At 49.7% G+C, this 24,332-nt stretch carries 21 protein-coding genes; 16 read left to right on the top strand and 5 right to left on the bottom strand.

Annotated features, from left to right (window positions below; all coding sequences use genetic code 11):
- The 8 genes from P159_RS0112405 (at window position 1) to P159_RS0112370 (ending at window position 7,747) form a co-directional block, all read left to right on the top strand.
- A complete protein-coding gene (locus P159_RS0112405; RefSeq protein WP_029544499.1) occupies window positions 1–729 on the top strand; it encodes a VWA domain-containing protein in 729 nt (242 codons plus the stop codon).
- A gap of 26 nt (window positions 730–755) precedes the next feature.
- Window positions 756–1,706, top strand: coding sequence for a protein phosphatase 2C domain-containing protein (locus P159_RS0112400; protein WP_029544497.1), 951 nt, complete (start codon window positions 756–758; stop codon window positions 1,704–1,706).
- A complete protein-coding gene (locus tag P159_RS0112395) occupies window positions 1,703–2,596 on the top strand; it encodes a hypothetical protein (RefSeq protein WP_029544495.1) in 894 nt (297 codons plus the stop codon). Before P159_RS0112400 ends, P159_RS0112395 begins: the two co-directional genes overlap by 4 nt.
- Before the next feature lie 10 nt (window positions 2,597–2,606).
- Window positions 2,607–3,020 (top strand): YkvA family protein, encoded by a 414-nt coding sequence (locus tag P159_RS0112390; RefSeq protein ID WP_029544493.1) that lies wholly within the window; start codon window positions 2,607–2,609, stop codon window positions 3,018–3,020.
- Between the two features lie 70 nt (window positions 3,021–3,090).
- Window positions 3,091–3,720: a hypothetical protein gene (locus P159_RS0112385; RefSeq protein ID WP_029544492.1), complete on the top strand. Its 630-nt coding sequence runs from the start codon at window positions 3,091–3,093 to the stop codon at window positions 3,718–3,720.
- A 705-nt stretch (window positions 3,721–4,425) separates the two neighbouring features.
- Complete coding sequence (locus tag P159_RS0112380) at window positions 4,426–5,736, top strand: radical SAM protein (RefSeq protein ID WP_029544490.1); 1,311 nt, start codon at window positions 4,426–4,428, stop codon at window positions 5,734–5,736.
- A gap of 633 nt (window positions 5,737–6,369) precedes the next feature.
- Window positions 6,370–7,125, top strand: a complete 756-nt coding sequence (locus tag P159_RS0112375) for a DUF4097 family beta strand repeat-containing protein (RefSeq protein ID WP_029544488.1) — start codon at window positions 6,370–6,372, stop codon at window positions 7,123–7,125.
- Window positions 7,112–7,747: a methyltransferase domain-containing protein gene (locus P159_RS0112370; protein WP_072004151.1), complete on the top strand. Its 636-nt coding sequence runs from the start codon at window positions 7,112–7,114 to the stop codon at window positions 7,745–7,747. The genes P159_RS0112375 and P159_RS0112370 overlap by 14 nt, the downstream gene beginning before the upstream one ends.
- Before the next feature lie 63 nt (window positions 7,748–7,810).
- On the opposite strand, the gene P159_RS0112365 is transcribed toward P159_RS0112370, so the two are convergent.
- Complete coding sequence (locus P159_RS0112365) at window positions 7,811–9,496, bottom strand: NERD domain-containing protein (protein WP_037377053.1); 1,686 nt, start codon at window positions 9,494–9,496, stop codon at window positions 7,811–7,813.
- Between the two features lie 137 nt (window positions 9,497–9,633).
- Between P159_RS0112365 and P159_RS0112360 the strand changes: the two genes are divergently transcribed.
- Complete coding sequence (locus P159_RS0112360; RefSeq protein ID WP_080705992.1) at window positions 9,634–9,795, top strand: HNH endonuclease signature motif containing protein; 162 nt, start codon at window positions 9,634–9,636, stop codon at window positions 9,793–9,795.
- A gap of 9 nt (window positions 9,796–9,804) precedes the next feature.
- Here P159_RS0112360 and P159_RS0112355 read toward each other — a convergent pair whose 3' ends face one another.
- Together P159_RS0112355 and P159_RS0112350 are read right to left on the bottom strand one after the other, a co-directional pair.
- Window positions 9,805–10,086, bottom strand: coding sequence for a type II toxin-antitoxin system YafQ family toxin (locus tag P159_RS0112355; protein WP_029544481.1), 282 nt, complete (start codon window positions 10,084–10,086; stop codon window positions 9,805–9,807).
- The gene (locus P159_RS0112350) at window positions 10,083–10,355 is read right to left on the bottom strand and encodes a type II toxin-antitoxin system RelB/DinJ family antitoxin (protein ID WP_029544480.1); all 273 of its coding nucleotides are present in this window, start codon (window positions 10,353–10,355) and stop codon (window positions 10,083–10,085) included. Before P159_RS0112350 ends, P159_RS0112355 begins: the two co-directional genes overlap by 4 nt.
- Window positions 10,356–10,530: 175 nt before the next feature.
- Here P159_RS0112350 and P159_RS0112345 point away from each other — a divergent pair, with 175 nt between their 5' ends.
- Together P159_RS0112345 and P159_RS0112340 are read left to right on the top strand one after the other, a co-directional pair.
- On the top strand, window positions 10,531–11,559 hold the full coding sequence (locus tag P159_RS0112345) for a PilT/PilU family type 4a pilus ATPase (protein WP_029544478.1): 1,029 nt from the start codon (window positions 10,531–10,533) through the stop codon (window positions 11,557–11,559).
- A gap of 15 nt (window positions 11,560–11,574) precedes the next feature.
- Window positions 11,575–12,825 carry a type II secretion system F family protein gene (locus tag P159_RS0112340; RefSeq protein ID WP_029544476.1) on the top strand — a complete coding sequence of 417 codons (1,251 nt, stop codon included), beginning with the start codon at window positions 11,575–11,577 and terminating at the stop codon, window positions 12,823–12,825.
- Between the two features lie 7 nt (window positions 12,826–12,832).
- Here the strand turns inward: P159_RS0112340 and nadE are convergent, their stop codons facing one another.
- Window positions 12,833–14,731, bottom strand: coding sequence for an NAD(+) synthase (gene nadE, locus P159_RS0112335; protein ID WP_029544474.1), 1,899 nt, complete (start codon window positions 14,729–14,731; stop codon window positions 12,833–12,835).
- Between the two features lie 137 nt (window positions 14,732–14,868).
- Between nadE and ybaK the strand changes: the two genes are divergently transcribed.
- The 4 genes from ybaK (at window position 14,869) to P159_RS0112315 (ending at window position 21,360) form a co-directional block, all read left to right on the top strand.
- The gene (gene ybaK / locus P159_RS0112330) at window positions 14,869–15,354 is read left to right on the top strand and encodes a Cys-tRNA(Pro) deacylase (protein ID WP_029544472.1); all 486 of its coding nucleotides are present in this window, start codon (window positions 14,869–14,871) and stop codon (window positions 15,352–15,354) included.
- A gap of 162 nt (window positions 15,355–15,516) precedes the next feature.
- Complete coding sequence (dapB, locus tag P159_RS0112325; RefSeq protein ID WP_029544470.1) at window positions 15,517–16,311, top strand: 4-hydroxy-tetrahydrodipicolinate reductase; 795 nt, start codon at window positions 15,517–15,519, stop codon at window positions 16,309–16,311.
- Window positions 16,312–16,368: 57 nt separating this feature from the next.
- The gene (locus tag P159_RS0112320; RefSeq protein WP_029544468.1) at window positions 16,369–17,400 is read left to right on the top strand and encodes an aspartate-semialdehyde dehydrogenase; all 1,032 of its coding nucleotides are present in this window, start codon (window positions 16,369–16,371) and stop codon (window positions 17,398–17,400) included.
- Between the two features lie 126 nt (window positions 17,401–17,526).
- Window positions 17,527–21,360, top strand: coding sequence for a PolC-type DNA polymerase III (locus P159_RS0112315; RefSeq protein ID WP_029544466.1), 3,834 nt, complete (start codon window positions 17,527–17,529; stop codon window positions 21,358–21,360).
- Between the two features lie 66 nt (window positions 21,361–21,426).
- Here the strand turns inward: P159_RS0112315 and surE are convergent, their stop codons facing one another.
- Window positions 21,427–22,179 (bottom strand): 5'/3'-nucleotidase SurE, encoded by a 753-nt coding sequence (gene surE / locus P159_RS0112310; RefSeq protein WP_029544465.1) that lies wholly within the window; start codon window positions 22,177–22,179, stop codon window positions 21,427–21,429.
- Between the two features lie 167 nt (window positions 22,180–22,346).
- Between surE and typA the strand changes: the two genes are divergently transcribed.
- The gene (typA, locus tag P159_RS0112305; RefSeq protein WP_029544463.1) at window positions 22,347–24,164 is read left to right on the top strand and encodes a translational GTPase TypA; all 1,818 of its coding nucleotides are present in this window, start codon (window positions 22,347–22,349) and stop codon (window positions 24,162–24,164) included.
- The last annotated feature ends 168 nt before the right edge of the window (window positions 24,165–24,332 follow it).

The following is a 24,332-nucleotide window of genomic DNA, read 5'->3' as shown; positions in this document are numbered from 1 at the left end:
ATGGCAGGTATTTTGGATAAGGTAGAAATGACCAGGCGTATGTGCCCAGTGATTTTTCTGGTGGATACTTCCGGCAGCATGGACGGAGCGCCTATCGGAGCAGTGAATTCGGCCATAGAGGGAGTGCTTCCTGAGCTTTGCGCTATGAATGATGAGAATGCGGATGCGGAAATCAAGACAGCCATCATGAGTTTTTCCGGGGGCGCAGACTGGGTGACAGGGGACAAGCTGGTCTCCCCGCAGAATGTAGCCTGGAACGGCATGGATGCCATGGGCCCCACCGAAATGGGAGCAGCTTTCCGGGAACTGGACAAAAAGCTTTCCATAGAGACAGGCTTCATGCGCCGTGCCAGCGGCTCCGTAGCCCCGGTGCTGTTCCTTCTCTCCGACGGGGCGCCTACCGATGATTATCAGTCGGCGCTGGCCAAGCTGAAGGAAAACAACTGGTACAAGGTGGCAGTCAGAGTAGCTATTGGCTATGGTGATGCAGATGATAATATCCTGGCGGAATTCACGGGGAACAGGGAGACTGTGCTGCACACAAATTCACCTGAGGATCTGAAGAAGATGATTCGCTTCGTTTCCATTACTTCTTCCATGGTGGCCAGCCGCAAGGTGGCAACCAATGCTGCCGAGGAGGCTTCAGATGACAATACAGCCGCGCTGGCTGAAGAACTTGAAGCCCAGGGCGGCGAGATGACTGCAGCTTCTGCTGATGAAGATTGGTAAGGAATAGCAGGAAGGAGGGGCGAAAGGTGCCATATAGAATCTTTTCCCTGTCCAGACCGGGCGAGAAGTATGCCAGGCGAGGCTTCAGATGCCAGGACAGCTCTGGTACCTGCACCAAGAACGGCATACAGATTGTGGCTGTAGCAGACGGCCATGGGGCTGATGACTGTTTCAGAAGTGAAATCGGAGCCAGTATTGCCATTGACACGCTAATAGCTGAGGCCCTTCCTTTATTATATGAAGAAAGCCTTCCTTTCAGCGAGCAGGGCATAAAAAGCTTCAAGTACAAGCTCTGGCAAAGCTGGCGAGAGGTGGTGAGGCGTGACTGGGATAGCAAGCTGGCTATAGGTGCCATAGGCGATAATGAACCCAGGTATGAATTTGTCAGCGAGAAATACAGGCTGCGCTATCAGAACGAGAGTAAGAACTATCTTTATACTGCCTACGGAACCACCCTGCTGGCAGCCATTGCCATAGAAAATGAATTGCTGCTGATTCAGATAGGCGATGGTTCAGCTGTTGTGCTGTGCGCCAATGGACTTTTTGATATGCCGGTGCCACAGGACGAGGAAAACTATCTTAATGTCACCACCAGCCTGTCAGATGAGAACGCCGACCAGAAGATTCGACATGCAGTGCTGTCCCTTGATAAAGGAGCCTGCAATTGCCCGGTGTCAATATTCCTGTCCACCGATGGCGTGGATGATTGTTTTCCTGCTTACAAGAATGAGGAATACCTTTTCAAGTTCTACAAGGTACTGGCAGAAACGGCCATCAGGGAGGGCACAGAGGCACTCTTTGATGAACTGGCTCGGGAGACATTGTCAGAGATGTCCGCCAAGGGAAGCCACGATGACATATCCCTGGGGTTGATGGTGACTGATGACAAGGAACTTTTGCAGAATGCCTTTGAAAGCATAAGCTTGCCCCAGAGCATTATGGATAATGAGGAAACGGAAGCGGGTGAGGAAGAATGATGCTGGCCCTGTCAGATTTGGGAGAGTACCTAAGAAAGAATCCGGCTGTCATGGAAAACCGTACCATGCTGCAGGGCATACTAAGGGATATCTTCCCCCAGGACAAGCTGACGGTGAACCTCCTCCTTATGGGATTCGATGAAGGAATCTTCTCCCTGGTGGGCGAGAATTGTTCAGAGGCAAGGCTGACAAAGTTTGCTAATACCATCGTGGACAACCACGGCATCAGGGAAGAAAATGCCATCTATATCATTGAAACGTGGCTGGGGGAGGTATTCAAGGAGAATCTCCCCCCTGGCTTTGGGACAACTGGCAGACAGCAGGGGTACAGCATGCCCGGACAAAGGACGGGAAAACCTGCAGGCTCCATAATTATGAATATGTCCGTACCGTCTACCAGGCTGCGTAACTCCCGCCTGTCTGTAGCTGATGTAAGGGAAGTTTTCTTTCGGACTAAAGAAAAGCTCATGAAGAAGTGCAAGATTACCAGAAGCCAGGATATGGGCACCTGGGATGTGGTCGACATGCGCAGCAATGAGCACTACAGCAGGAGCCTTGGCCAGAGGGAAAAGAGTCTCATAGTGAAGAAGTTGGGCAAGGGGCACTATCAGGAGGGAGACTTTGCATATATCAGAACCAGCACCGATATGACCCGCTCTTGGGGTGTCACCTATGAAAGCCTCGTCGTATCAGCAGGGGAGGATTGGCTGATTCCCTTTGCTGACATCGACTATGTGGAGTCAGAACGGGGATTTTTCACGGACACCATGACAATCTACTTAAAAAATGGCATGAGCTATGAGACAGATGAAAATAAGATGCTGTCCACCCCGGTGTATGACAATATTTGCGACCTGGCGGGGTTCTTGAACGTTATAAAGGATATGTGAGGGCTAGACTATGAAAATTGTAAGCGAAAACGACTTTCAGGATATTGATATGGGCAAATATGCAGATGAGTACACGGAGGTGGGGCTCTGGGAAAAGATTCGGGACAATGTGACCAGCATTGGGCTTAAGCTTATCTACAAGGCCCTGCAGCTTTACTATGTGGCTCAGTCGCCCAATTGCCCCACGAAGGTCAAGGCTGGCATCTATGCAGTTCTGGGGTACCTCATTTCACCCATTGATATCATCCCTGACTTTACGCCGGTCATGGGATATGCCGATGATGCCACAGCCATTGGCATGGCGCTGTTCCTGGCACAGATGTATATAACCGAGGAGGTCAAGGCCCAGGCCAGGAATAGAATCCATGGCATGTTCGGAGGAGAGGCTGTGGCGAGGCTGGATGAAGAGGAAAAATCTTCATAAAATGCAAAAAAAGGCAGGATTTTCAATGTTTATGTCGAAGATACACACATGATTATGGGGAGGAAACATCATGAATCTGAAAGAAGCCTTTCAAGCACAGAATAAGCTCAACAGTTTAATGGCGTATGTTGTCAGGTACCTAAACGATGAGGATAATGTCATGACTGTCACGGAGAAGCATCTCCGCAGCAAGGCATTGGCAGGGCAGCAGGATGAGTCTGTAGATGTCAGTGAACGGTCAGAGGAAGGGTTCGATGTAGCAGGACTGCTCACTATATGGCAGAAACTGATGAAGGAAAAGGAAAGTCTGGGGGCAGCTATCGGCAAGGCCAAGGCCGGAATGGACTTCAACCTGGATGCAGCTGTGGATGCCAACAAAAGCAAACGCATGTTCCTATCCACTCTCCAGGAGATGGCAGGACGCAAGAGCAGCCACAGGCTTCAGAAAGGTGAAGGCCGGGGCTATGTATTTAATAACGATGGCAACCAGACCTCGTATTGCTATGACATAGACCGCATTATGACTATTGACTACGATAGGAATAAAGTTCGTGACCTAGCCAAGAAGCTCCACAGCGAGGCTGAGGAGATTTCCCTCAAGATTGATGAGGCATTGCTCCATACCCAGGTGGACTATCAGTTGGAGTTCGACCTTTCAGGTGAGGACAGGCTTATCATTGAGGAAATGCTGGAGAGCTAATAAACAAGCGGCATTCGGCCGCTTGAACAGGGACAGAGATCGGAGGGAATCTGGTTCAGGTGCAGATGAACTATGAAGCTGCATGAAAAGAACGGTCGCAGGGCTTGGTTCAATTACATGAAGAGGAAAAACGGCAACGGATCCGTATGTGGCAAAGACCCATGAAATCCGCCGCTAATCGTTTCTTCATGACGTTATGACCATCTTGCGACATACGCTATATCGATAATTCGTCAGACACCAGTTCACCAATACGATTCGGTAAAACAGATATGGCTTTCTGATAGGGAAGCAAGAAAATCTTTAGGCTGGCATGTCTTACAAGGTGAGGCATGCATTGCAGACGGTGGCCTATGGCCATCAGAAGCACAGCAATGGGAGGAACGACGGTGTCTGTCTCTGTTTAAACGTGCTGAGGTCATATATGGAAAAGTGTTTTTCTGTAAGCATAATAATGGGGACATAAGAATAGGATATGTGAATCTGTATAAGCTAAAAAAATTTTTTTTTCAGGAGGAAATAGCTCAGATATGTAGAAACTATCATAAAGAGTTATTTTAGATAACTTAGTATGAAAAAATTCATTTTTTTGTTCAATATGAATATATAGCAGAATATTCATGTGAGATTAGCGGTTTTTTGTGCGAATATTCTCTATTGTAGATTAAAATAAATAATAGGACAACTTGGATTGGGGAGAGAGTATTGAAACTTTCACGTTTTAACTTTCTGGAGGATTATAAAGGAAGAAAAATTTTTTTTAATGCTCGTACATGTGCGCTTGCTGTCGTAAACCAGGATTTTACAAGAATCTACGAATCAGTAAATCAGGGGTGTTATGAACCGATACCTAAAGATGAGGCATTATTGAAGGACATGTTGCGTTCAGGATGCTTAGTGGATGATGAGGTAGATGAATTAAAGTATTTAGAGTATAGAAGGGGGCTTTCTGTATACAGTCCATTAGGGTTGTCGTTGACGATTGCACCGACTTTGGCTTGCAATTTTCGTTGTACCTATTGCTTTGAAAAGCATGTAAATAATAGTATGAACATAGAAACGCAAAATGCTATTATAATGTTTATTGAAAAGAAAGTGCAGTATTTAAAGGAGCTTGCTGTTACTTGGTATGGCGGAGAGCCTTTTCTGGCAAAGGAGACTATAGCTGACCTTTCAGATAAAATTATGGAGCTTTGTAAGAAGCATGGGGTAAATTATCGTTCGGCAATGATTACCAATGGCAGTTTAATTACAGAAGACGCTGTAGATTTCTTGAAAAAGAATAGAATACATTTTATACAAGTCACTCTGGATGGCCCACAGGTTATTCATGATAGCAGAAGAATTTCTTTGAGTGGGAAGAGTACGTTTAAAACAATAGTTAAAAACGTTGACATGCTATTAAAAAATGACATAGAAGTATCGATAAGAGTTAATATAGATCAGAAAAATGAAAATCATATACCAGAATTGTTATCATCTTTAAAAGAAGATATGGAATATTATAAAAAAGTAAAACTTGGTTTTGCTCCAGTTATGCCAATAAATGAAGTTTGTCAATCTGTTCATGAGGCATGTTTTGGAGCGGATCAGTTTTCTGAAAAAATATTGCCTTTATACGAATTGGCATTTGAGGAAGGGTTCTCTAATTGTAAGATGATGCTTTACCCTTCGTTGAAACAGAATTATTGTGGAGCTGATCAAGCAAACTCCTTTGTTATTGATCCAGAAGGAGTTTTATACAAGTGTTGGAGCATTGTAGGTGATAAAACACAAAGCTGTGGAAATGTAAAAACAGGCTGCAATACAAAGCATGATAATTATCTTTCATGGATGGTGCGTAGTCCTTTTGCTATCGAAAAATGCCGTGAATGCAATCTTTTGCCTGTTTGTATGGGAGGATGCCCACAAATGGCACGGCAGAATTCGAAAGATGGGGCAATATGTGACAGCATCAAATATAATATACGGCAAGTGATGAGGTTTTATTACGATCATTTGCAAGGAGGATCTTAAGTTATTGCATGGAGGTGTATGTTTATGGTTTTTCTGATGTTTTCAAATGATTTATTTGAAGATGGTGTATTTTTAGCTGGTTGTAATGGTAGATGTACTTTTAGTTTTTAATAACTATTATTAATGGAGGTGAAAAAAATGGAAATGCTGATTGCTTCTGTTGTTTGTGAGGAAGAGTTTGTAGCAGTTGCTTTTTGTAATGCAAATTGCCGGTTTAGTTTTTAAGTGTAAGGACAATATAATGCGGAGGAACTATGTTAGTTTTAGTATGTCCCATTGATTACGATGAAGATGTTATTATGGAAATTTGCAATTTTGATTGCTCATTTCGATTTTAACTTATTTTGTTGTGTATATTTGTCAGGAGTGTGATTTTATGGAATTCTTGATTCAGCCTGAGGTAAAGAAATATGACTTGATGAGTATTTGCGAATTTTCCATAGGTCTTTGAGAGGAGTGTTTCTTATGGAATATTTGGTATTACCTGAAGTTGAAGTTTGTAGCTATGTGTTCGCATGTAAGTTTCATATAGGTATATAAATTGTAATGTACAACGAAAAGCGACGTAGATGGTAATTTATGCTGGCTGCGTCGCTTTTTGTTGGTAGAATTTTAGGACAGGAGGTAATTGAAGTGAATGATTCCTTAAAAAAAATTGTATCTTCGTTTGCGGAAAAAGCAATTGAGCATATGAATAATCAAAAGTCTATTACCAAATGTATTAATTTGGAAAAAGACTTTCATGAAATAGATTTACTTTCTGAAAATGGAGATATAAATATATTACATAAAAATGATATCGAAAATGCAACATTAAGATTAGAAATTACCACTTGTAATCCTGATAATGATTTGTTTGATTTAAGTTGTGATAATGGAATTTTAAAATTGCGTCCTTTGAAAAATGTAGTTGATGGAATGGATGTTTTTTTATATTTGCCGTTTAGAAAGGCTGATACAGCTACATTAAAAACGGATAATGGAACTGTGGACGTGAAGAATATTGCTGTTAATAAACTTAAGGTTAAAGCGTCTAACTCAAAGATAAAATTACAGGGGGTAGGCATAGAAGATATGAAGATGCGTGGAGATAATGGAAGTGTTTCATTGGAAGATATATATGCTATAGGGAATGAGAATTTGATTGATTGTAAGTGTAGAAATGGTAGAATTAGTTTAAAGCTCAGGCCGGATGATATAGCTTCTCATTATATTAAAGGGGAACTATCAAGTTCAAATGGAAAATGTATAGTAAAATTACCTAATTTAAAATTAAAAAAAGAAAGTGGGCTAGAGTTTGATTATGGTGATAAAACAGGGAAGTGTATTAACGTCAAACTGAGTTCTGAGAATGATAATGTTAAGGTTGGGGTCTATGGTCAAGAATAATGGAATAATAGATTCTAAAGTGTATAGAGAAGGGGAATGTTGGGATAAAATCCTTTCTATTCAAACAACTGGGAAGGAGAAAATTCCTTATATGCATGGGGATGCTCCTTATGAACCTACAAATTATAAAGTGTTGAAACGATTGGCTGACAGTGGATATATTACATCTGGAAATACTCTTTTAGATTACGGTTGCGGAAAAGGGCGTGTATGTTTTTTTTTGTCATACTTAATAAAATGTAAGACTATTGGAATCGAGTATAATCCTACCCTTGTGTCTAAAGCTTATGAGAATCTTTCTAGTAGTGTGATATCAGATAATGTATCTATAGTTCAAGAAGACGCTGCTAATTTTAAAGTTCCAGTTACAGTTGATCGTTTTTATTTTTTTAGACCGTTTTCACTAACTGTATTTAAAAAGACAATACTTAATATTTTTGAATCGTATGAGAAAAGTATGCGTCAAATGTTAATATTCTTATATTATCCGGCGACAAGTTATATAGAGTATTTAAATAGTAGACGTACCTTGGAACAGTTGGATAGCATAGATTGCAATGATTCTATGCTTTTAAAAGATCCTTACAAAGTAATTTCAGTGTTCCAATTCAATAGCAATTAAAGGATGATAACTTGCCACTAAATTTCATTTCTAGCTATTGAAAGAAGTTTTGTGTTTATATCCTCAACGCTTTGTTAGTCTTTTATGCATGCCGAGCTTTTTCATAAGCTCGGCATCTTTTATTTCCTCTGTATCCTTGTATAGCGCCACCTGCAGATGGGCGTTGGCTCTGGAGCAGCCGACGTAGAAAATACGTTTGGACAGTTCACTGTCAACTTCGCTGAACCTGAAATCCACGATAAGCACCGCCTGGGCTTCCAGCCCCTTGAATTTTCGTATGGAGGTGAACCATATTTTGCCTGGTTCCCTTTTCTCGGAAATTGGAATTCCGGCGAGTGTTATTATCTCGTGAAGAGGATTGGTTTCTGTGCGGTGGATGCTGAGGATTACGATGTCTTCAACCTTGATACCGTTTTTCAGCATATCCTTGACGAAGTTGGCAGCAATGGTCTGAAGGTCCTTGCCATCCCTGTAGATGGAGCACTTTGGCATGGTGCCATGGATGTCGTTGATATAGCTTTCCTCCCGCACTGGCACGAGGCCGCTGATGAGCTTGGCTATTTCTGAGGTGTTGCGGCAGTTGCGATAAAGTACCAGGCGGCAGTCGGCGTGCTCGTCAATCCACTTGGAGGGCTCTTTCTTCATAATGGCCTGATTGCGGTCGTAGAAGGTGTAGAATACGCCACCGCTTATTTCCATGAGATAGGCCAGGTGCTCCAGCAGGGTATCGCTCAGATCCTGGGCTTCATCCACGATAATGTTGGGGTAGGGCCACAGGCTGTCATCGTACTCCTCATCCAGATAGCTCTCAAAGGTAGACACTATCTTCTCAATGGGTATATCATCCCGACCCAGAATCTCCTGTCCGAGGGTGCGTACGTTGTGGAAAGTGATGTACTTATCGTTTGGATATGCTTTTCGCAGGGACTCCAGCAGAAACTCGTTGAAGCAGAGATAGAGGGTTTTCTGTCCCGTAGCAGAGAGCATACGGGCTTTTTCTACGGCCAGAAGTGTCTTGCCTGTCCCGGCTGGGCCGTGGATTGAAGCGGTAGGTTGCTCTCCAAGAAATTCCAGTATAGCGGACTGTTGGCCGGTCATGCGCACATATTGCTGACGGTTCTCCCTGATAATGCTGCTGATGGCGGGGGCTATACGGAAACTTGGCATAAGGGTATCGACTACCTGGGTGAATTGAGCAGCAGAAAGGTCTGTCTTGCCTGCCCCAAGGTTTTCTTTCCAGAAGTCAAAGACTTTCTTTAGTCCTTCTTCAGGGGTGTCTAGGTCTGTCTCATCCAGAAGTATAGCCGGGGAGGCCGATGGGGGAAGAGGCAGTTTCCTGTCCAGAATCACCGAGGTGAACCAGACTGCTCGGCCTACGATGGGGCGGGGGGAGAGGTTCGGCAGCTTTTGGCGCAGCAGGTTGATGATGTGGTGCTGGCTCTCCGCTGCCTGCCCCAGAGGGTCAATAATTTTCTCTTCACCTGTATGCCGGTTGATTTGTATCCAGTTCCCTTCCGTGTAAGCAATGCCGCCGGCCTTCACTTCGATGGCAAGGATACCGAGCGTCGGGTGCAGGATGACAAAATCGGCCTCACCTTCGCTTCTCCGCTGTTTTTCATTGCCCAGCCATACGAAGGAGTGGAAGACAGTGTAGCTGTCGGGAAGGTTCTGCCTCAGTGCCTCATAAACTATCTGTTCACCGTCGCTGCCGTGGAAGTTCTGGTCCATAGTGGGGTAGAATTTAGCCATTTTCACCGCTCCTCTGCATATATATGTTTCTACGGTTCAACATTCTATGAGGGCAAGGTGTTTCCTGCTTCAGATGCTATTTTGCAATAGAAAAATCAAGATCCGTAACGCATGGTGCAATAACGAGAATTGTTCCCATGTTTGTGATGCTGTTGTCGACGGTGAGTCTGTTCGCTAAGGTCAGGCTGGTGCATCACATCAAGTTACTGGCAAAAGGGGGCACCCATGACGAGAGCAACCTGCAGATTCTTTGCATCAGTTGCCATGAGAAGATTTACCAAAGAAAAAAGCCGTCCTAAATGGACAGCTTATTCATCGAATAGTTCTGCGTGGGTTCCGGTTTCTACCAGGGTCAGAGTAAGGATATCGTTCTCGACCAGGTAAATCAAAAGCCAATCCGGCTGGATATGGCACTCACGAAAACCGGCCCAATCGCCATGGAGTTCATGGTCGCGGTATTTGGCATCAAGTTTATGTCCCTGCCGGAGTTCCTCGACAACGTCATCAAGCAGCTGAAGGTTTAAGCCACGCTTCTTGGCTCGTTTGTAGCCCTTCTTGTAGGCACTGGTAAATTTTACGTGGTAGGTCATTCTTCAAGTGCCCTCTTCAATTCATCCATGCTGTCATAGCTAGGTACGCTGGGGTCACGGGAGATGCGTCGTGCTTCTTCCATAGCAGCCAAGGTACTTTGCCTGTAGCGGGGCATTTCGATGGAAAATGGAATGCCTCCACGAAGGACGCACTGGTGCAGAAACATATTCACGGCACCGGACATATCTAGTCCCAGGCCAGAGAAAAGAGCACTGGCTTGTTCTTTGATATCACGGTCAATTCGTATCTGAGTAGGTACAGTTGCCATGATAAACACCACCTTTCAACTCAATTATAAACAATCTGGTTTACGATGTAAAGTAAATTGATTATATAGATGGGGAGGAAAAGCACTTCCGGCGGAGGTGCTTATTTTTTTGCAGGTATTAAGCTGTGTATGTAGAAAAAATACACCATCATTAGAAATTTAGAGGTGATGGTGTATGTGTAGTGATGCAGATTGGCAAGGACTCATAGGCAGAGTCATAGAAAACGAAGCCTCAGATATACACATGACAGTGGGGCAGAGGCCGTATATGCGGTGCCAGGGGATACTGAGTTCCATGGATACTGACCCGCTGACAGAGCGATTCATGTCGGATTTTTGTGCGGTCATCTTAAGCGAGGCTCAGCGGGAACGGCTGGCAAGGGACAGGGACATTGACCTTTCCTGGACCTATGCGGGGCGGCGGTTCCGGGTCAATGCTTACTACCAGCAGGGGTTTCCCGCTCTGGCTATCCGCCTGCTGCCGGAGAGGATTCCGAGCCTGGCGGAGTTGGGGGCGCCGAAGGCCTGGCAGAAGCTGAAGGAAGTGGACCATGGGCTGATTCTGGTGACTGGCAGGACAGGTAGCGGCAAAACAACAACGCTTGCAGCCTTTATTGAGGAGCTGAACCGGGAGAAATCGTATCATATCGTCACCTTGGAAGACCCCATAGAGTACGTTTTCACTCCCAGGAAATGCTTTTTCAGCCAACGTGAGCTGGGCAGAGATTTTCTGGATTTTTCGCAGGCTTTGAAAAGTGCACTGCGGGAAGCACCAGATGTGATATTGGTGGGAGAGATTCGCGATGCCCTGACCATGAAAACAGCTATGATGGCGGCTGAAACAGGCATTTTGGTGCTTGCGTCCCTGCATACGCCCTCTGCGGAGGAAACAGCCCTGAGGGTGGAGGGGCTGTTCTCTTTGGCGGAGCAGGAAATCGTAAGGGCGGAGTTCTCTGAAGTGCTGGCAGGGATAGTCAGTCAGCAGCTCTTGCCGGGGAACGGGGGCGGCAGGGTGAATGCCAGCGAGGTCTTGCTCAGAGATCCTGCGGTCAGGAATATCATCAGGCAAGGCAAATATTCTCAGTTGAGCAGTGTCATGCTCAGCCATCAGCAACAGGGCATGCAGACAAAAGACAGGGCGCTGGATAAGCTGCTGCAGGATGGCCGTATCAGCCAGGAGATTTGGAGAAGATACCATTGCTAAGAGGAAGGTAATATTGTGGGGATATTTCATTATCGTGCCAGAAATAATCATGCAGAGCTTTTTACAGGAGAAGTCACTGCCAAAGATATCCATGCGGCGGCTATGCAGATACGGAGCAAGGGCTTGTGGGTGGTTCAGCTTGAAGAGGAGGTGCCCCGGCGTCCCTGGTGGGAAAAAGTGACGGCTTTTCTGATGCAGGACATCAGCATACCTGGGATTTCTGCCAGTTTGGGCAGGGAGGAGGAAGCCCTTTTCCTCAGCCAGCTTTCCTCTATGCTTCAAGCCGGCCTGCCTTTGCCTAAAGCACTTTGTGCCATGGGCAGATATGGGGAGCAGGAATCATATCAGAAACTCAAGAAGCAATTGGAGCATGATGTGTCAGCTGGCAGGAGCCTGTGGGAATCCATGGCCCGCTATCCGCAGGTGTTTTCGGAAACAGTGCGCGCCTGCGTGAAAGCAGGTGAAGCCAGCGGTTCTTTGGGAGAGATACTCCAGCAGCTGTCATGGTACTTGAAGAAAAGTCTCAAGGCCAGGGGAAAGCTGAAGTCAGCTCTTGTATATCCGGCTATCCTGCTTGCCATGATGGTTATCTCAATATCCATTGTGGCAGTGTTTGTCCTGCCTACCTTTGCGAATCTGCTGGAAAACCTTCAGGGGGAATTGCCCTGGTCTACTGCTTTGATGTTGGAAGCTGCGAATTTCCTGGGTGGCTGGCAAGGGAAGGCACTGCTCCTGGGACTGATGCTGGCATTGGTTTGTGGTGTGGCAGCAATGCTTAAGGAACAGCGCTGCCGGCTGCGGATTGACAGGACATTGCTGTCTCTGCCTGCTTTGGGCAGGCTGATTGTGCATTTGGAATGGCTGCAGATCTTGGGAACGCTGGCCGTGCTGTTGAAAAGCGGCATACAACTGGCAGCAGCCTTGAAGATGGTCAGGGCAGTGCCGCAGAATTCATACCTCAGGAACTGCCTGGATAAGATAGGGCGGAAGGTGGAGCAGGGACAGACTTTCATGGACTCCCTGACTCTTTGCCAGTACGTTCCCTGGCAGGTCCAGGAACTCATTGCGGCAGGCGAGGAAGCAGGCCGTTTGGAGGAAATGCTATCAGAGTCAGCGGCCCTCTGCCAGGAACAAGCTGGTCAGGAAGCAGAGAGAATGATAGCTCTGGTTGAGCCGGCGCTGACTCTGGTTATGGGGTTGCTGCTGTTGTTTCTGGTGATGGCAATCATCATGCCGGTTCTGAATGTGATGGATGTGCTGGTATGAGAGGGGGTTATAAGGACAAGAGCCTTGCTTTCAGTTCCCTGTATTTGCGGGTATAGTAAGGTCCGTTCTGTGCTTCCCGGTGGTCAAAGCCATAGGCCCGGCGGCTCACAGCCAGGATGGGGGGAGCCTGTATGCGCTTGGCCACAGCCATGCCGGTGAAGAGGTTCCACCAGCGTTCAAGGTCGGCAATGAACTCAGCCGGGGTGGGGAAGTATTTATCCACCAGTCCTTTTTCGCAGCCCAGTTCTTCTTCCAGCCGTCCTTCGCTGTACCAGGTGAGTATGTCTTCCGGGGCAGCTTTCTGCCAGCGTTCTACGAAGGAGCGGAAGAGATAATCGTGGTAGGGGTACTTGATAGGATCACCCTTGCCCTCGTCTACGTTCTGGGCACTGGAGAGCTCCGCACTGGGCACGATATCGATGATGCCCTGGGGGATGGCTTCCTTATGGAAGACTTCCTCATTGAGGTAATAAGCCAGAGCGTAGACCTGATGCTTCCAGAGGTCGGCCAGAGCTGCCAGGAAGCCGGACTGGTCACCGTAGAGGGTGGAGTAGCCCACGGTGGTCTCCGCCTTGTTGGCATTGCAGGTGAAGCCTGCCCCGAAAGCTGCTGCAGCTCCTGCCAGGACTCTGGCGCTGCGGTCACGGGCCTGGATGTTTTCGGCTACGAAGGAGGAAACTTTCAGGCTGGTCTCCGTGCCTTCCTGCAGGAAGGTCATTGGGGTGCCCTCCAGCTGTTTTATGGTATGATCCACGGAATGCTGGATGGGGACTACCATGTAGCGGCACCCCAGATTATTTGCCAGCTGGGCAGAGAGTCCCTTGGTGGTTTCGGAATTGTAGACGCTGGGCATATTCACCAGCAGCACCTTGTCAGGTCCCAGGATTTCCGTGTAGAGGGCGGCGGCCACGGCAGAGTCGATGCCGCCGGAAATGCCAATGACGACTTTTTCCATGCGGATGTTGCGCAGGAAATGGCTGACGCCGTATTTCAGGGCGCGGTGAATCTGGGCCATTTCCGTGAGTTTTTCTTCTTCCTGCACAGGCATGGCTGCAAGCTGGTCGAAATCCAGCAACGTGAGTTTTTCTTTGTATGCGGGAGTCATGGCAACTACCTGGCCTGCGGCATTGTAGGCGGTGCTTGCTCCGTCAAAGGTATAGATGGTCTTGCCGTTGTTCTGCAGGCCGATGGCGTTCACATAGAAAAGAGGGGCCTGGTTTTCTTCCGCCTGCTTGCCGAAGACTACATTGCGGCGGTGGTTCTTGCCCAGGGTGTAGGGGGAGGCGGAGATATTGACCAGGAAATCCACCTTTTCGCCATTGGTGAGTTCTGAAAGCGGCGTGATTTCGTAATTGTCGCTCCAGCCGTCCTCACAGAGCAGGCAGCCTATCTGGTAATCCCTGCCCTTGAGCTTCAGGCTGATGGGAGACAGCAGCTTGCCCGGGGTGGTGCCCAGCTCACGGGCCAGCTTTTGGAGGCTGAAGAAATGGCGGGTGTCGTCAAACTCACGGTAGTTGGGCATCAGGGTCTTGATTACAAAGGGGTAGGGCATGCTGTCAGGCTGGACAAGCTTGCCGCCCTGGGCAATGAAGAGAGCATTGTATTTCCGCACCCGGCCGTCGTTGTTCTTCTTTTTCCAGTCCACGGCGATATTGCCAAAGATGATCGTAAGCTCCGTGTCTTTGGTGGCGGCGATGATATCTTCTCCGTAACTTTCGCAGTCGGCCAGAAAGGAACTCTGTTCCCAGGTATCTCCCAGGAGGTAGCCGGGGACAGACATTTCCGGGAATATCACAAGGTCGGTGCCCTCCTGGCGGGCATCTTCCATCATCTGCAGGATTTTCCCGGTGTTCAGGTCAGGACGTCCGGGGATGACTTCCATCTGGGCCATGGCGATTTTCAGCACAAAAAACACTCCTTAAAGTATATGAAGACTTAAGGAAACACTGATTAATTCAGTGTTTCCTTTGCTTACGGCGAAATTTGAACAATGGTGCTATAATTATATCAGATAATATATGATTAGAAAGACATGGTGACAAAATGGCAAAGAAAAAACAGCAAAAGACCAACGCTGCCCGTATCCTGGACAGGTTGGGCATTGACTATGAACTGAAGGAATACGAGGTAGACGAGTCAGACCTCTCTGCTGTTCACGTGGCAGCTTCTGTGGGCATGCCCATTGAGCGGGTCTATAAGACCCTGGTGGCCAGGGGAGACAAGCATGGGATTGTCATGGCCGTCATACAGGGAGATCTGGAACTTGACCTGAAAGCTCTGGCAGCAGCCTCTGGCAATAAGCGGGTAGAGATGGTGCATCTGAAGGAGGTTTTTGCCCTTACCGGCTATATCCGAGGCGGCTGTTCTCCTTTGGGGGCCAAGAAGGAATACCCTGTTTACCTTGATGCGAGGGCCCGGGCTCAGGAAACTATAGCTATCAGCGCCGGCAAGCGGGGAGAGCAGATTATCCTGAAACCAGATGATCTGGTTTCAGCTACTGCTGCCACTGTGGCCCAAATTGCCAGATGAGCTTCCTGAATAGTGTACTACTCACCAGCCAGGGCTGTCGAGGTGTTTTCCTATAGAAAGAAAAAGTTGTAGCAAGTATTTATACAAATATAAACAACTTGACACGGAGCGTGGACATAGTATACAATACTTCCAGAAATATTCAGGTGGAGGCGGTTAATTTTGCTTAAAGTATTGGTAAATGGCGCCTGTGGGCGCATGGGGCAGATGGTAGTCAAGACCGTGCTGGCCGATGAGGAAATGGAACTTGTCGCGGCTGTTGACATCAAGGCCCAGGAAGATGTGGGCGCAGTGGTTGGCGCCGGGAAATGCGGTGTGGCTGTCAGCGACAATCTGGATAAGGCTCTGGAGGATTCCGGGGCTGAGGTGATGATTGATTTCACCCGTCCTGATGTGGTGTATGGCAATGTGATGACGGCTTTGAAGCATCATGTGTCTCCTGTGGTGGGCACCACGGGGCTCAGCAAGGAACAGCAGGAGGAAATCAGGCAGGCAGCGGAAAAAGAGAACACGCCTGCCTTTATCGCTCCCAACTTTGCCATCGGTGCAGTGCTGCTGATGGTTCTCTCCGCCCAGGCTGCCAAGTATATGCCGGAGGTGGAGATCATCGAGCTGCATCATGACAAGAAGCTTGATGCTCCTTCCGGCACGGCTGTGCAGACGGCCAATATGATTGCCGAAGTCAGGAAGGCTCATGTGCAGGGCAATCCTGATGAGAAGGAAAAGGAAGGCTATGAGGGGGCCAGAGGTGCTGACCAGGAGGGCATGCACATCCACAGTGTGCGCCTGCCGGGCTATATCGCCAGCCAGGAGGTCATCTTTGGCGGACTGGGCCAGACCCTGACTCTTCGCCACGATACCACCAGCCGCGAGTCTTTCATGCCCGGGGTGGCACTGGCTGCCAAGAAAGTCAGGAGCCTCAAGGGGCTTACCATAGGGCTGGATAAATTGCTCTAAGCAAAAAAGCAGTATTTGTCAGGGAAGTGTATTCATCGTTTAGGGGAGGATCACCGCATGAAAAAGTATAATGTAGCAATCTTGGGCGCAACCGGCGCTGTTGGCAAGGAATTCCTGAATCTCATTGAAGAACGCAATTTTCCTTTTGCAGAGCTGAAGATGCTGGCTTCCAAGCGTTCTGCGGGCAAGGTGATAAACTTCATGGGCAAGGATTACACCGTGGAAGAAACCACGGCTGACTCCTTCAAGGGTGTGGATATTGCTCTCTTTGCCGGCGGTGCTGCCAGCCAGGAATTTGCGCCTGCTGCTGTCAAGGCTGGTGCTGTGGTTATTGACAATTCCAGCGCCTTCCGCATGGATCCTGAGGTGCCTTTGGTAGTGCCCGAGGTGAACCCTGAGGATATTGCCAAGCACAAGGGCATCATTGCCAACCCCAACTGCACCACCGCTATCCTTCTGATGGCCCTGAAGCCCCTTCATGATATCGGCCATGTGAAGCGCCTGATCATCTCCACTTATCAGGCAGCCTCCGGTGCCGGCAAGGAAGGCATGGAGGAACTGGAAATCGAGTCCCAGCAGCTGGCCAAAGGTGAGGCTGTTGAGCCTAAGATTTTCCCCGTGGGCAAGCTGCCCAAGCATTATCAGCTGGCCTTCAATGCCATTCCCCAGGTGGATGTGTTCCTGGAGAATGGCTATACCAAGGAAGAGATGAAGATGGTCAACGAGACCCGCAAGATCCTCCACGAGCCCAACATGCCTGTGACGGCTACCACCGTGCGCATTCCTGTTTACCGTAGCCATGCCGAGTCCATTACGGTAGAGTTTGACAAGAAGGTAACTTTGGAAGCTGCCAGGGCCGCCATCGACAAGTTCCCCGGCGTGATCCTCCGTGACAATACTGCTGAGCAGGTCTATCCCATGCCCCTGGATACTTCCGGCAAGAACGATGTGGAAGTGGGCCGCCTGCGCTATGACGAGTCCGTTGAAAATGGCTTGAACTTCTGGGTTTGCGGTGACCAGATCCGCAAGGGGGCTGCACTCAACGCCCTGCAGATAGCTGAATACATGATTGAGCATGATATGGTGTGATTTCCTCAGGAAATCCTTTTTCGGGCTGCGTCCTTCCGGGCGCAGTCTTTTTATTTTACTTGTTGCTATCCCCCTGCACGTGAGATAAAATAGAGGCACAGTTTTTTTTGGAAAGGAAGGCAGCACATGCAGAAGTATCGGATTGTGCCCAAGCAGGGGAATCTCCTTTGGGAATTGGTCCAGGGAATGAGGCTGGAGCCTGAGCAGAAGGAGCTCTTCAAGAACAGTGCCATACAGCATGTAGAGGTGCAGGGATCCAGCTGGGAGATTGCCATGATTTCCCAGAGCCTGATACCTGAAGGCCTTCTGGCAGACGCTTCGGCCCATATCGCTCAAAAGTGCCAGTTGGGGGAAGTGATCTTCTACCAGGATGTGGTAAACCTGGAAGATGAGCTGAACAAGGTCTGGGGGAAGCTCATCAATATGTCTGCCGATGGCAATGCCACGGTATTCCAGCTCCTGAAGCGCTCCAAACACAGTGTGGACGGCAGCCAGGTGGTGCTGGACGTACCCGGTGAGCTGGCAGGGGAAATCATGCGGGCCCATGCGGTAACCCAGATGATGGGCAAGGCCATCAAGAAGCTGCTGGGCTTCTCCTGCCATGTCATCTGCAATGCCAGCGACGAGGTGCTGCCGGATATAGAGGTGGACTGCGCCTTCAATACCCCTGACTATGTGCAGGCGGTGAGAAATGAGCGGCAGGAGTCTGCTGTGCATGAGAGTGCCACAAACTACAGCCAGCCTGTCAAGGCATCTGAGGCCAGTGCTGCCAAGCCCCAGGAGAAGAAGGAAGCTGCCAAGAAACCTGCACCCAGGGCTGGGCAGCAGAAGCCTGTGGTCATACAGGGGGCGGGCAAGCTCATCTTTGGCCGTGGTGTCATGGGCGAGTCCATGCCCATTGCCGAGCTGGAGGGCGAATCCAAGAACGTCATCCTGGAAGGTACGCTGCTGTCTCTCAAGACCATGGAATTCAAGACCGGCACCAAGATGCTGACCTTTGCCCTGGCAGATAACACCAACGGCATCAGCTGCAAGAAGTTCTTCAAGCCCAAAAAGGGCAACAGCGAGGAGGAGGACTTCGAGCAGATTGCAGCTTCCCTGAAAGAGGGCATGGAGGTGCGTGTCCGGGGCTCTGTCCGCTTTGATACCTACATGAATGAGTATGCCCTTTTCGTGGACAGCCTGGCGAAGAAGGACAAGGCCAAGCGTGAGGATCATGCCGAGGTGAAGCGGGTGGAGCTTCATGCCCATACTACCATGAGCAGCATGGATGCCGTGGTGTCCGTTAAGGATCTCATCAAGACCGCTGCCTCCTGGGGCTGGCCTGCCATTGCCGTTACTGACCACGGCGTGGTGCAGGCTTTTCCTGATGCCGCCAAGACCGTGAAGGAAAACAAGCTGGACATCAAGGTCATCTACGGCATGGAAGGCTATCTGGTAGGTGATGACTTCGAGCAGAAGCGGGCCAACCATATTATCCTTTTGGCCAAAGACCCCAATGGCCTGCGCAACCTCTATCAGCTGGTTTCCCTGTCCCATCTCAAATATTTCCATCGTCAGCCCAGGCTGCCCAAGTCCATCATCCAGGAATACCGGCAGGGGCTGCTCATCGGCTCTGCCTGCGAGGCGGGGGAGCTGATCCGGGCCATTGTGGCGGGCAACAATGATGATGAGCTCATGGAAATCGTGGAGTTCTACGATTATCTGGAAATCCAGCCCATCCACAATAATGACTTCCTGAAGCGCAAAGACGAATTTGCCAATGTGAATACCGATGATGACCTGAGGAAAATCAATCTCAAGGTGGCAGAACTGGCGAAAAAGGCCGGCAAGCTGCTGGTGGCCACCTGCGACGTGCATTTCCTGAATCCTGATGATTCTATTTACCGTGCCATCCTCATGAAGGGCAAGGGCTTTGATGATGCGGAGATGCAGCCGCCCCTTTACCTGCGCACTACGGAAGAAATGCTGGCAGAGTTCTCCTATCTGGGAGAAGAAGAGGCTTATGCGGCGGTGGTGGAGAATCCCCGGAAGATCAGCGAGATGATAGAGAAGTTCAAGCCTATCCCCGATGACCTCTATTCTCCCATGATTCCGGGGGCGGACGAAGAAATCCGCTCCATGTCCTACAACAAGGCCAAATACATGTATGGGGATAATTTGCCAGAAATCGTGGAAGCAAGATTGCAGCAGGAGCTCAAGCCCATCATCGGCCACGGCTTCTCCGTGCTGTATCTCATTGCCCAGCGGCTGGTAAAGAAGTCGAATGATGACGGCTATCTGGTAGGCTCCCGTGGCTCTGTGGGTTCTTCCTTCATAGCCACCATGACGGGCATCACGGAGGTCAATCCTCTGCCGCCGCACTACCGCTGCCCCCACTGCCAGTACAGCCACTTCATCAATGACGGCTCCGTAGGCTGCGGTTACGACCTGCCTGACAAGGAGTGTCCTGTCTGCGGCACCAGGCTCCTGAAGGACGGCCATGATATTCCCTTTGCGGTGTTCCTGGGGTTTGACGGGGACAAGGTGCCTGATATCGACCTGAACTTCTCCGGCGTCTATCAGCCTGTGGCCCATAAGTACACGGAAATCCTCTTCGGCAAGGACAATGTCTACAAGGCAGGCTCTATCCAGACTGTGGCGGACAAGACCGCCTTCGGCTATGTGAAGAAGTTCTTCGAGGAAAAGGGGGAGAGACGTCACATCGCCTATATTGACCGCATGGCCAAGGGCTGCATGGGTGTCAAGAGCACCACCGGGCAGCACCCGGCAGGCATCATGGTTGTGCCCCGCAATATGGACGTGCATTTCTTTACCCCCATCCAGCACCCTGCCAATGATATGAACTGCGGCATCATCACCACCCACTTCGACTATCACTCCATCAGCAGCCGTCTGGTCAAGCTGGATATACTGGGACACGATGATCCCACGGTGATAAAGATGTTGGAGGATCTCACCAACCGGGACCCCAAGACCATACCCTTCGATGACCCGGCCACCATGTCACTCTTCAATTGCACGGATGCCCTGGGGCTTACCCCGGAGGAGCTTGGGGCCACCTCCGGCACCTTCGGCATTCCCGAGTTCCGCACTCCCTTTACCCGGCAGATGATAGATGATACCCATCCGGACTGCTTCTCAGACCTGGTGCGCATCTCCGGTTTCTCCCACGGTACGGACGTGTGGCTTGGCAATGCCCAGGACCTCATACGCAGCGGCCAGTGCACGCTGAAAAACGCCATCTCGGCCCGTGACGATATCATGATGTACCTGATTCACAATGGCATCGAGCCCCTGCTTTCCTTCAAGACCATGGAGAAGGTGCGCAAGGGGAAGGGGATAGCAGAGGATGTGGTGGAAAAACTCAGGGCAGGTGGCATACCCGAGTGGTATATCGAATCCTGCCAGAAAATCAAGTACCTTTTCCCCCGTGCCCATGCTACGGCTTACGTCATGATGGCTTACCGCATAGCTTTCTGCAAGGTGCACTATCCCCTGGCTTACTATGCAGCGTATTTCTCCATTCGCGCAGACGAGTTTGATGCCAACGTGGTGTCCCGGGGCAAGGACTTTGTGAAGCAGCAAATCGATGAACTGGAGGCAATCTCCAAAGAGCAGAAGCTTGATGCCAAGCAGAACGCCACCCTGATTGTGCTGCAGCTGGCCTGGGAACTTTATCTCCGGGGCTTTGACTGCCAGCTGGTGGACATCTACCGCAGCGATGCGGAAAAGTTCATCATCGAGGGTGATTCCCTGCTGCCTCCTCTGGCTTCTTTGGCAGGCATGGGGACCAAGGCAGCTCAGGGCATTGTGGAGGCCAGGAAGAACGGCGTCTTTACTTCCATAGAGAATCTGCGCCGCCGTTCAGGCATTTCCAAGACCAATATCGAAATCCTGCGTGACCACGGGTGCCTGGCAGGCATGAGTGAAAGCGACCAGGTTTCCCTGTTTGGGTGAAATGGCATAGAGAAAAGGCTTGCTTCCTGAAAGAAAGGAGGCAAGCCTTTTCCTTATGTCTGACCCTTATAATGAAAGTCTTTCGTCCAGTATCTGGTAATTTGTCAAATCAGTAATCAGGGGAGTGACGGAGATGAAGCCCTGTTCTGCAGCATAGATGTCTGTGGCTTCGCCCTTGTCCGTGTCGTAGATTTCTCCTGCCACTGAGTAGAAGACCCGGTCGTCACGCTCTTCCCTGATAAAGGCGTTCAGGTAATCACGGCGTCCCTGGCGGCTGAAGAGAAATTGCGGCTGGCGTCCCCGGAAGGATTTGGGGAAGTTGATATTGTAAAGGAAGGGATGAGTCATTCCAGCCATGGTTTTTTCCAGATATGCCTTGAAGATGCCAGCAGCCTCATCAGCTGTGATTTCGCTGTGGACATCAAGGGAAACGGCAAAGGAGGGGATATCGTGCAAAAAGCCCTCCCGGGCAGCTCCCACGGTGCCGGAGTAAAGTATATCCGTGGCGAGGTTTGCGCCGTTGTTGATGCCTGAGAGCACCACATCTATCTGCCTGTCTTTGCCCAGCTCCTCAACGTAGAGCTTGATTCCATCCACGGGAGTGCCACCCACACCCCAGGCCTCAATGCCATAAAGGGATGCAAGCCGCTCATTTCTTACCAGTTCCATGGTATCACCGATGGTCAGGGCATGGGACATGCCGCTCTGCTGGTGCAGGGGGGCAGATACGATCACTTCATGCTCCTTGCACAGGGCTTTCACCAGCGCCTCCAGCCCCGGTGCCTCAACCCCGTCATCATTGCCTATGAGAATGCGCAAAAGGATACCTCCTTGAAGATTTCATATTAGAATACTACTATACTAACATATCCACAATAATATGTGAAATAGTTATTGACATGAAAAACCGCATAAGCTAATATTGTATTTATTGTTGAAAACGAGAGGGATCAACCCGCTATTTTATAGGAGGCATATTAACAAGAATGAGCACGAATGAAAAACTCAGGAACATTGCCATCATCGCCCACGTCGACCACGGCAAGACTACCCTGGTTGACGCTATGCTGAAGCAGAGCCATGTTTTCCGCTCCAACGAGAAGGTGGAGGAGCGCGTCATGGACTCTGGCGATATCGAGCGTGAGCGCGGCATTACCATCCTGTCCAAGAACACGGCTGTCATGTACAACGACATCAAGATCAACATCGTTGATACCCCGGGCCATGCTGATTTTGGCGGCGAGGTGGAGCGTGTCCTGAACATGGTGGACGGCGTGCTCCTGCTGGTAGATGCCTTTGAGGGCCCCATGCCCCAGACCAAGTACGTGCTCCGCAAGGCTCTGGAGCAGGGCCTGAAGCCCATCGTGGTCATCAACAAGATTGACAAGCCCAACCAGCGCGTGGACGATGTCTATGACGAAGTGCTGGAGCTCTTCATGGAGCTGGATGCTGATGATGAGCAGCTGGATTTCCCTGTCATTTACGCTACGGCCCGTGACGGTATTGCCAAGTACAACATGGACGATGACAACGACAATCTGGAGCCCTTGATGGAAACCATCATCAAGGAGATTCCCTGCCCCCAGGGCAACGCTGATGCTCCCCTGCAGATGATGATCACCACCCTTGAGGCTGATGCCTTCGTGGGCCGCGTGGCTATCGGCCGCATCATCCGCGGCAAGGCCCGTGTGAACCAGAATGTGGTCATCACCAACGGCGATCAGGAGTACAAGGCCAAGATCGGCAAGGTCTTCACCTATCAGGGCCTCCAGCGCGTGGAGACTGATGAAGCTATCATGGGCGAGATTGTGGCCCTCACCGGCCTGGGCGATGTGAGCATCGGCTACACTGTGGCTGACGCCGAGAACCCCGAGGCTCTGCCCACCATCAACATCGATGAGCCCACTCTTTCCATGACCTTTGGCGTCAACACCAGCCCCTTTGCCGGCCGCGAGGGCCAGTTCGTCACCTCCCGCCACCTGCGTGACCGTCTCTTCAAGGAAGTGGAGACCAACGTGGCTATGCGTGTGGAGGAGACTGACTCCGCTGATGTATTCAAGGTTTCCGGTCGTGGCGAGCTCCATCTCTCCATCCTCATCGAGCAGATGCGCCGTGAGGGTTACGAGCTGCAGGTAGGCAAGCCGGAGGTTGTGTATAAGACCATCAACGGCCAGCTCTGCGAGCCTATCGAGAACCTCACCGTAGAGGTTCCCCAGGAGTACATGGGCACTGTCATGGAAGCTCTGGGCACCCGCAAGGCTGAGCTGTCCAACATGACCGAGACGGCAGGCTACATGCGCCTTGAGTTCACCATTCCGGCCCGCGGCCTCATCGGTTTCCGTTCCGAGCTGCTCTCCAGCACCAAGGGCAACGGCATCATGAACCACATCTTCCACGGCTATGCGCCTTACAAGGGGGATATCCCGGGTCGTACCCGCGGTTCTTTGGTGGCTTTCGAGCAGGGCGAGACTACCGGCTACGGCATTTACACCCTGCAGGATCGTGGCACCATGTTCATCTCTCCGGGCGAGAATGTCTACGAGGGCATGATTGTGGGCGAGAACTCCCGCGAGATGGATATCGACATCAACCCCTGCAAGAAGAAGAACGTTTCCAACATGCGTACTTCCTCTTCCGATGAGGCCATCCGCCTGGTGCCGCCCCGCATCCTTTCTCTGGAGCAGGCACTGGAGTACATCAACAAGGACGAGCTGGTGGAGGTCACTCCTGAGCACGTGCGCCTGCGCAAGGCTATCCTTGACCGCACCATCCGCGGCCGCGCTGCCAAGAATGCACGCAAGTAAGAACTTGGATAAGTGAATCTGAAAAAATCCTGAGGGAAATTGATTTTCCAGCAGGATTTTTTTTGCTTTTTGCGAATAACTATGGTATCATGAAGAAAGGTTTATGGGTGAACTTAGACTTAGAATTAGAGAATATGTGGAATCATATATGGATACTGTGACAAAAAC

Source organism: Selenomonas sp. AB3002, from assembly GCF_000702545.1.
GTDB classification, from domain to species: domain Bacteria; phylum Bacillota; class Negativicutes; order Selenomonadales; family Selenomonadaceae; genus Selenomonas_B; species Selenomonas_B ruminantium_A.
The sequence above is the reverse complement of the archived record's forward strand: the minus strand, read 5'-3'. Positions and strand labels throughout refer to the sequence as shown.

Excerpts from the sequence above, each read along its gene's own strand:
- P159_RS0112405 (WP_029544499.1), top strand. The coding sequence starts at position 1 with ATGGCAGGTATTTTGGATAAGGTAGAAATGACCAGGCGTATGTGCCCA.
- P159_RS0112395 (WP_029544495.1), top strand. The coding sequence starts at position 1,703 with ATGATGCTGGCCCTGTCAGATTTGGGAGAGTACCTAAGAAAGAATCCG.
- P159_RS0112390 (WP_029544493.1), top strand. The coding sequence starts at position 2,607 with ATGAAAATTGTAAGCGAAAACGACTTTCAGGATATTGATATGGGCAAA.
- P159_RS0112385 (WP_029544492.1), top strand. The coding sequence starts at position 3,091 with ATGAATCTGAAAGAAGCCTTTCAAGCACAGAATAAGCTCAACAGTTTA.
- P159_RS0112370 (WP_072004151.1), top strand. The coding sequence starts at position 7,112 with ATGGTCAAGAATAATGGAATAATAGATTCTAAAGTGTATAGAGAAGGG.
- P159_RS0112365 (WP_037377053.1), bottom strand. The coding sequence starts at position 9,496 with ATGGCTAAATTCTACCCCACTATGGACCAGAACTTCCACGGCAGCGAC.
- P159_RS0112360 (WP_080705992.1), top strand. The coding sequence starts at position 9,634 with ATGTTTGTGATGCTGTTGTCGACGGTGAGTCTGTTCGCTAAGGTCAGG.
- P159_RS0112355 (WP_029544481.1), bottom strand. The coding sequence starts at position 10,086 with ATGACCTACCACGTAAAATTTACCAGTGCCTACAAGAAGGGCTACAAA.
- P159_RS0112350 (WP_029544480.1), bottom strand. The coding sequence starts at position 10,355 with ATGGCAACTGTACCTACTCAGATACGAATTGACCGTGATATCAAAGAA.
- P159_RS0112345 (WP_029544478.1), top strand. The coding sequence starts at position 10,531 with ATGTGTAGTGATGCAGATTGGCAAGGACTCATAGGCAGAGTCATAGAA.
- ybaK (WP_029544472.1), top strand. The coding sequence starts at position 14,869 with ATGGCAAAGAAAAAACAGCAAAAGACCAACGCTGCCCGTATCCTGGAC.
- P159_RS0112320 (WP_029544468.1), top strand. The coding sequence starts at position 16,369 with ATGAAAAAGTATAATGTAGCAATCTTGGGCGCAACCGGCGCTGTTGGC.
- P159_RS0112315 (WP_029544466.1), top strand. The coding sequence starts at position 17,527 with ATGCAGAAGTATCGGATTGTGCCCAAGCAGGGGAATCTCCTTTGGGAA.
- typA (WP_029544463.1), top strand. The coding sequence starts at position 22,347 with ATGAGCACGAATGAAAAACTCAGGAACATTGCCATCATCGCCCACGTC.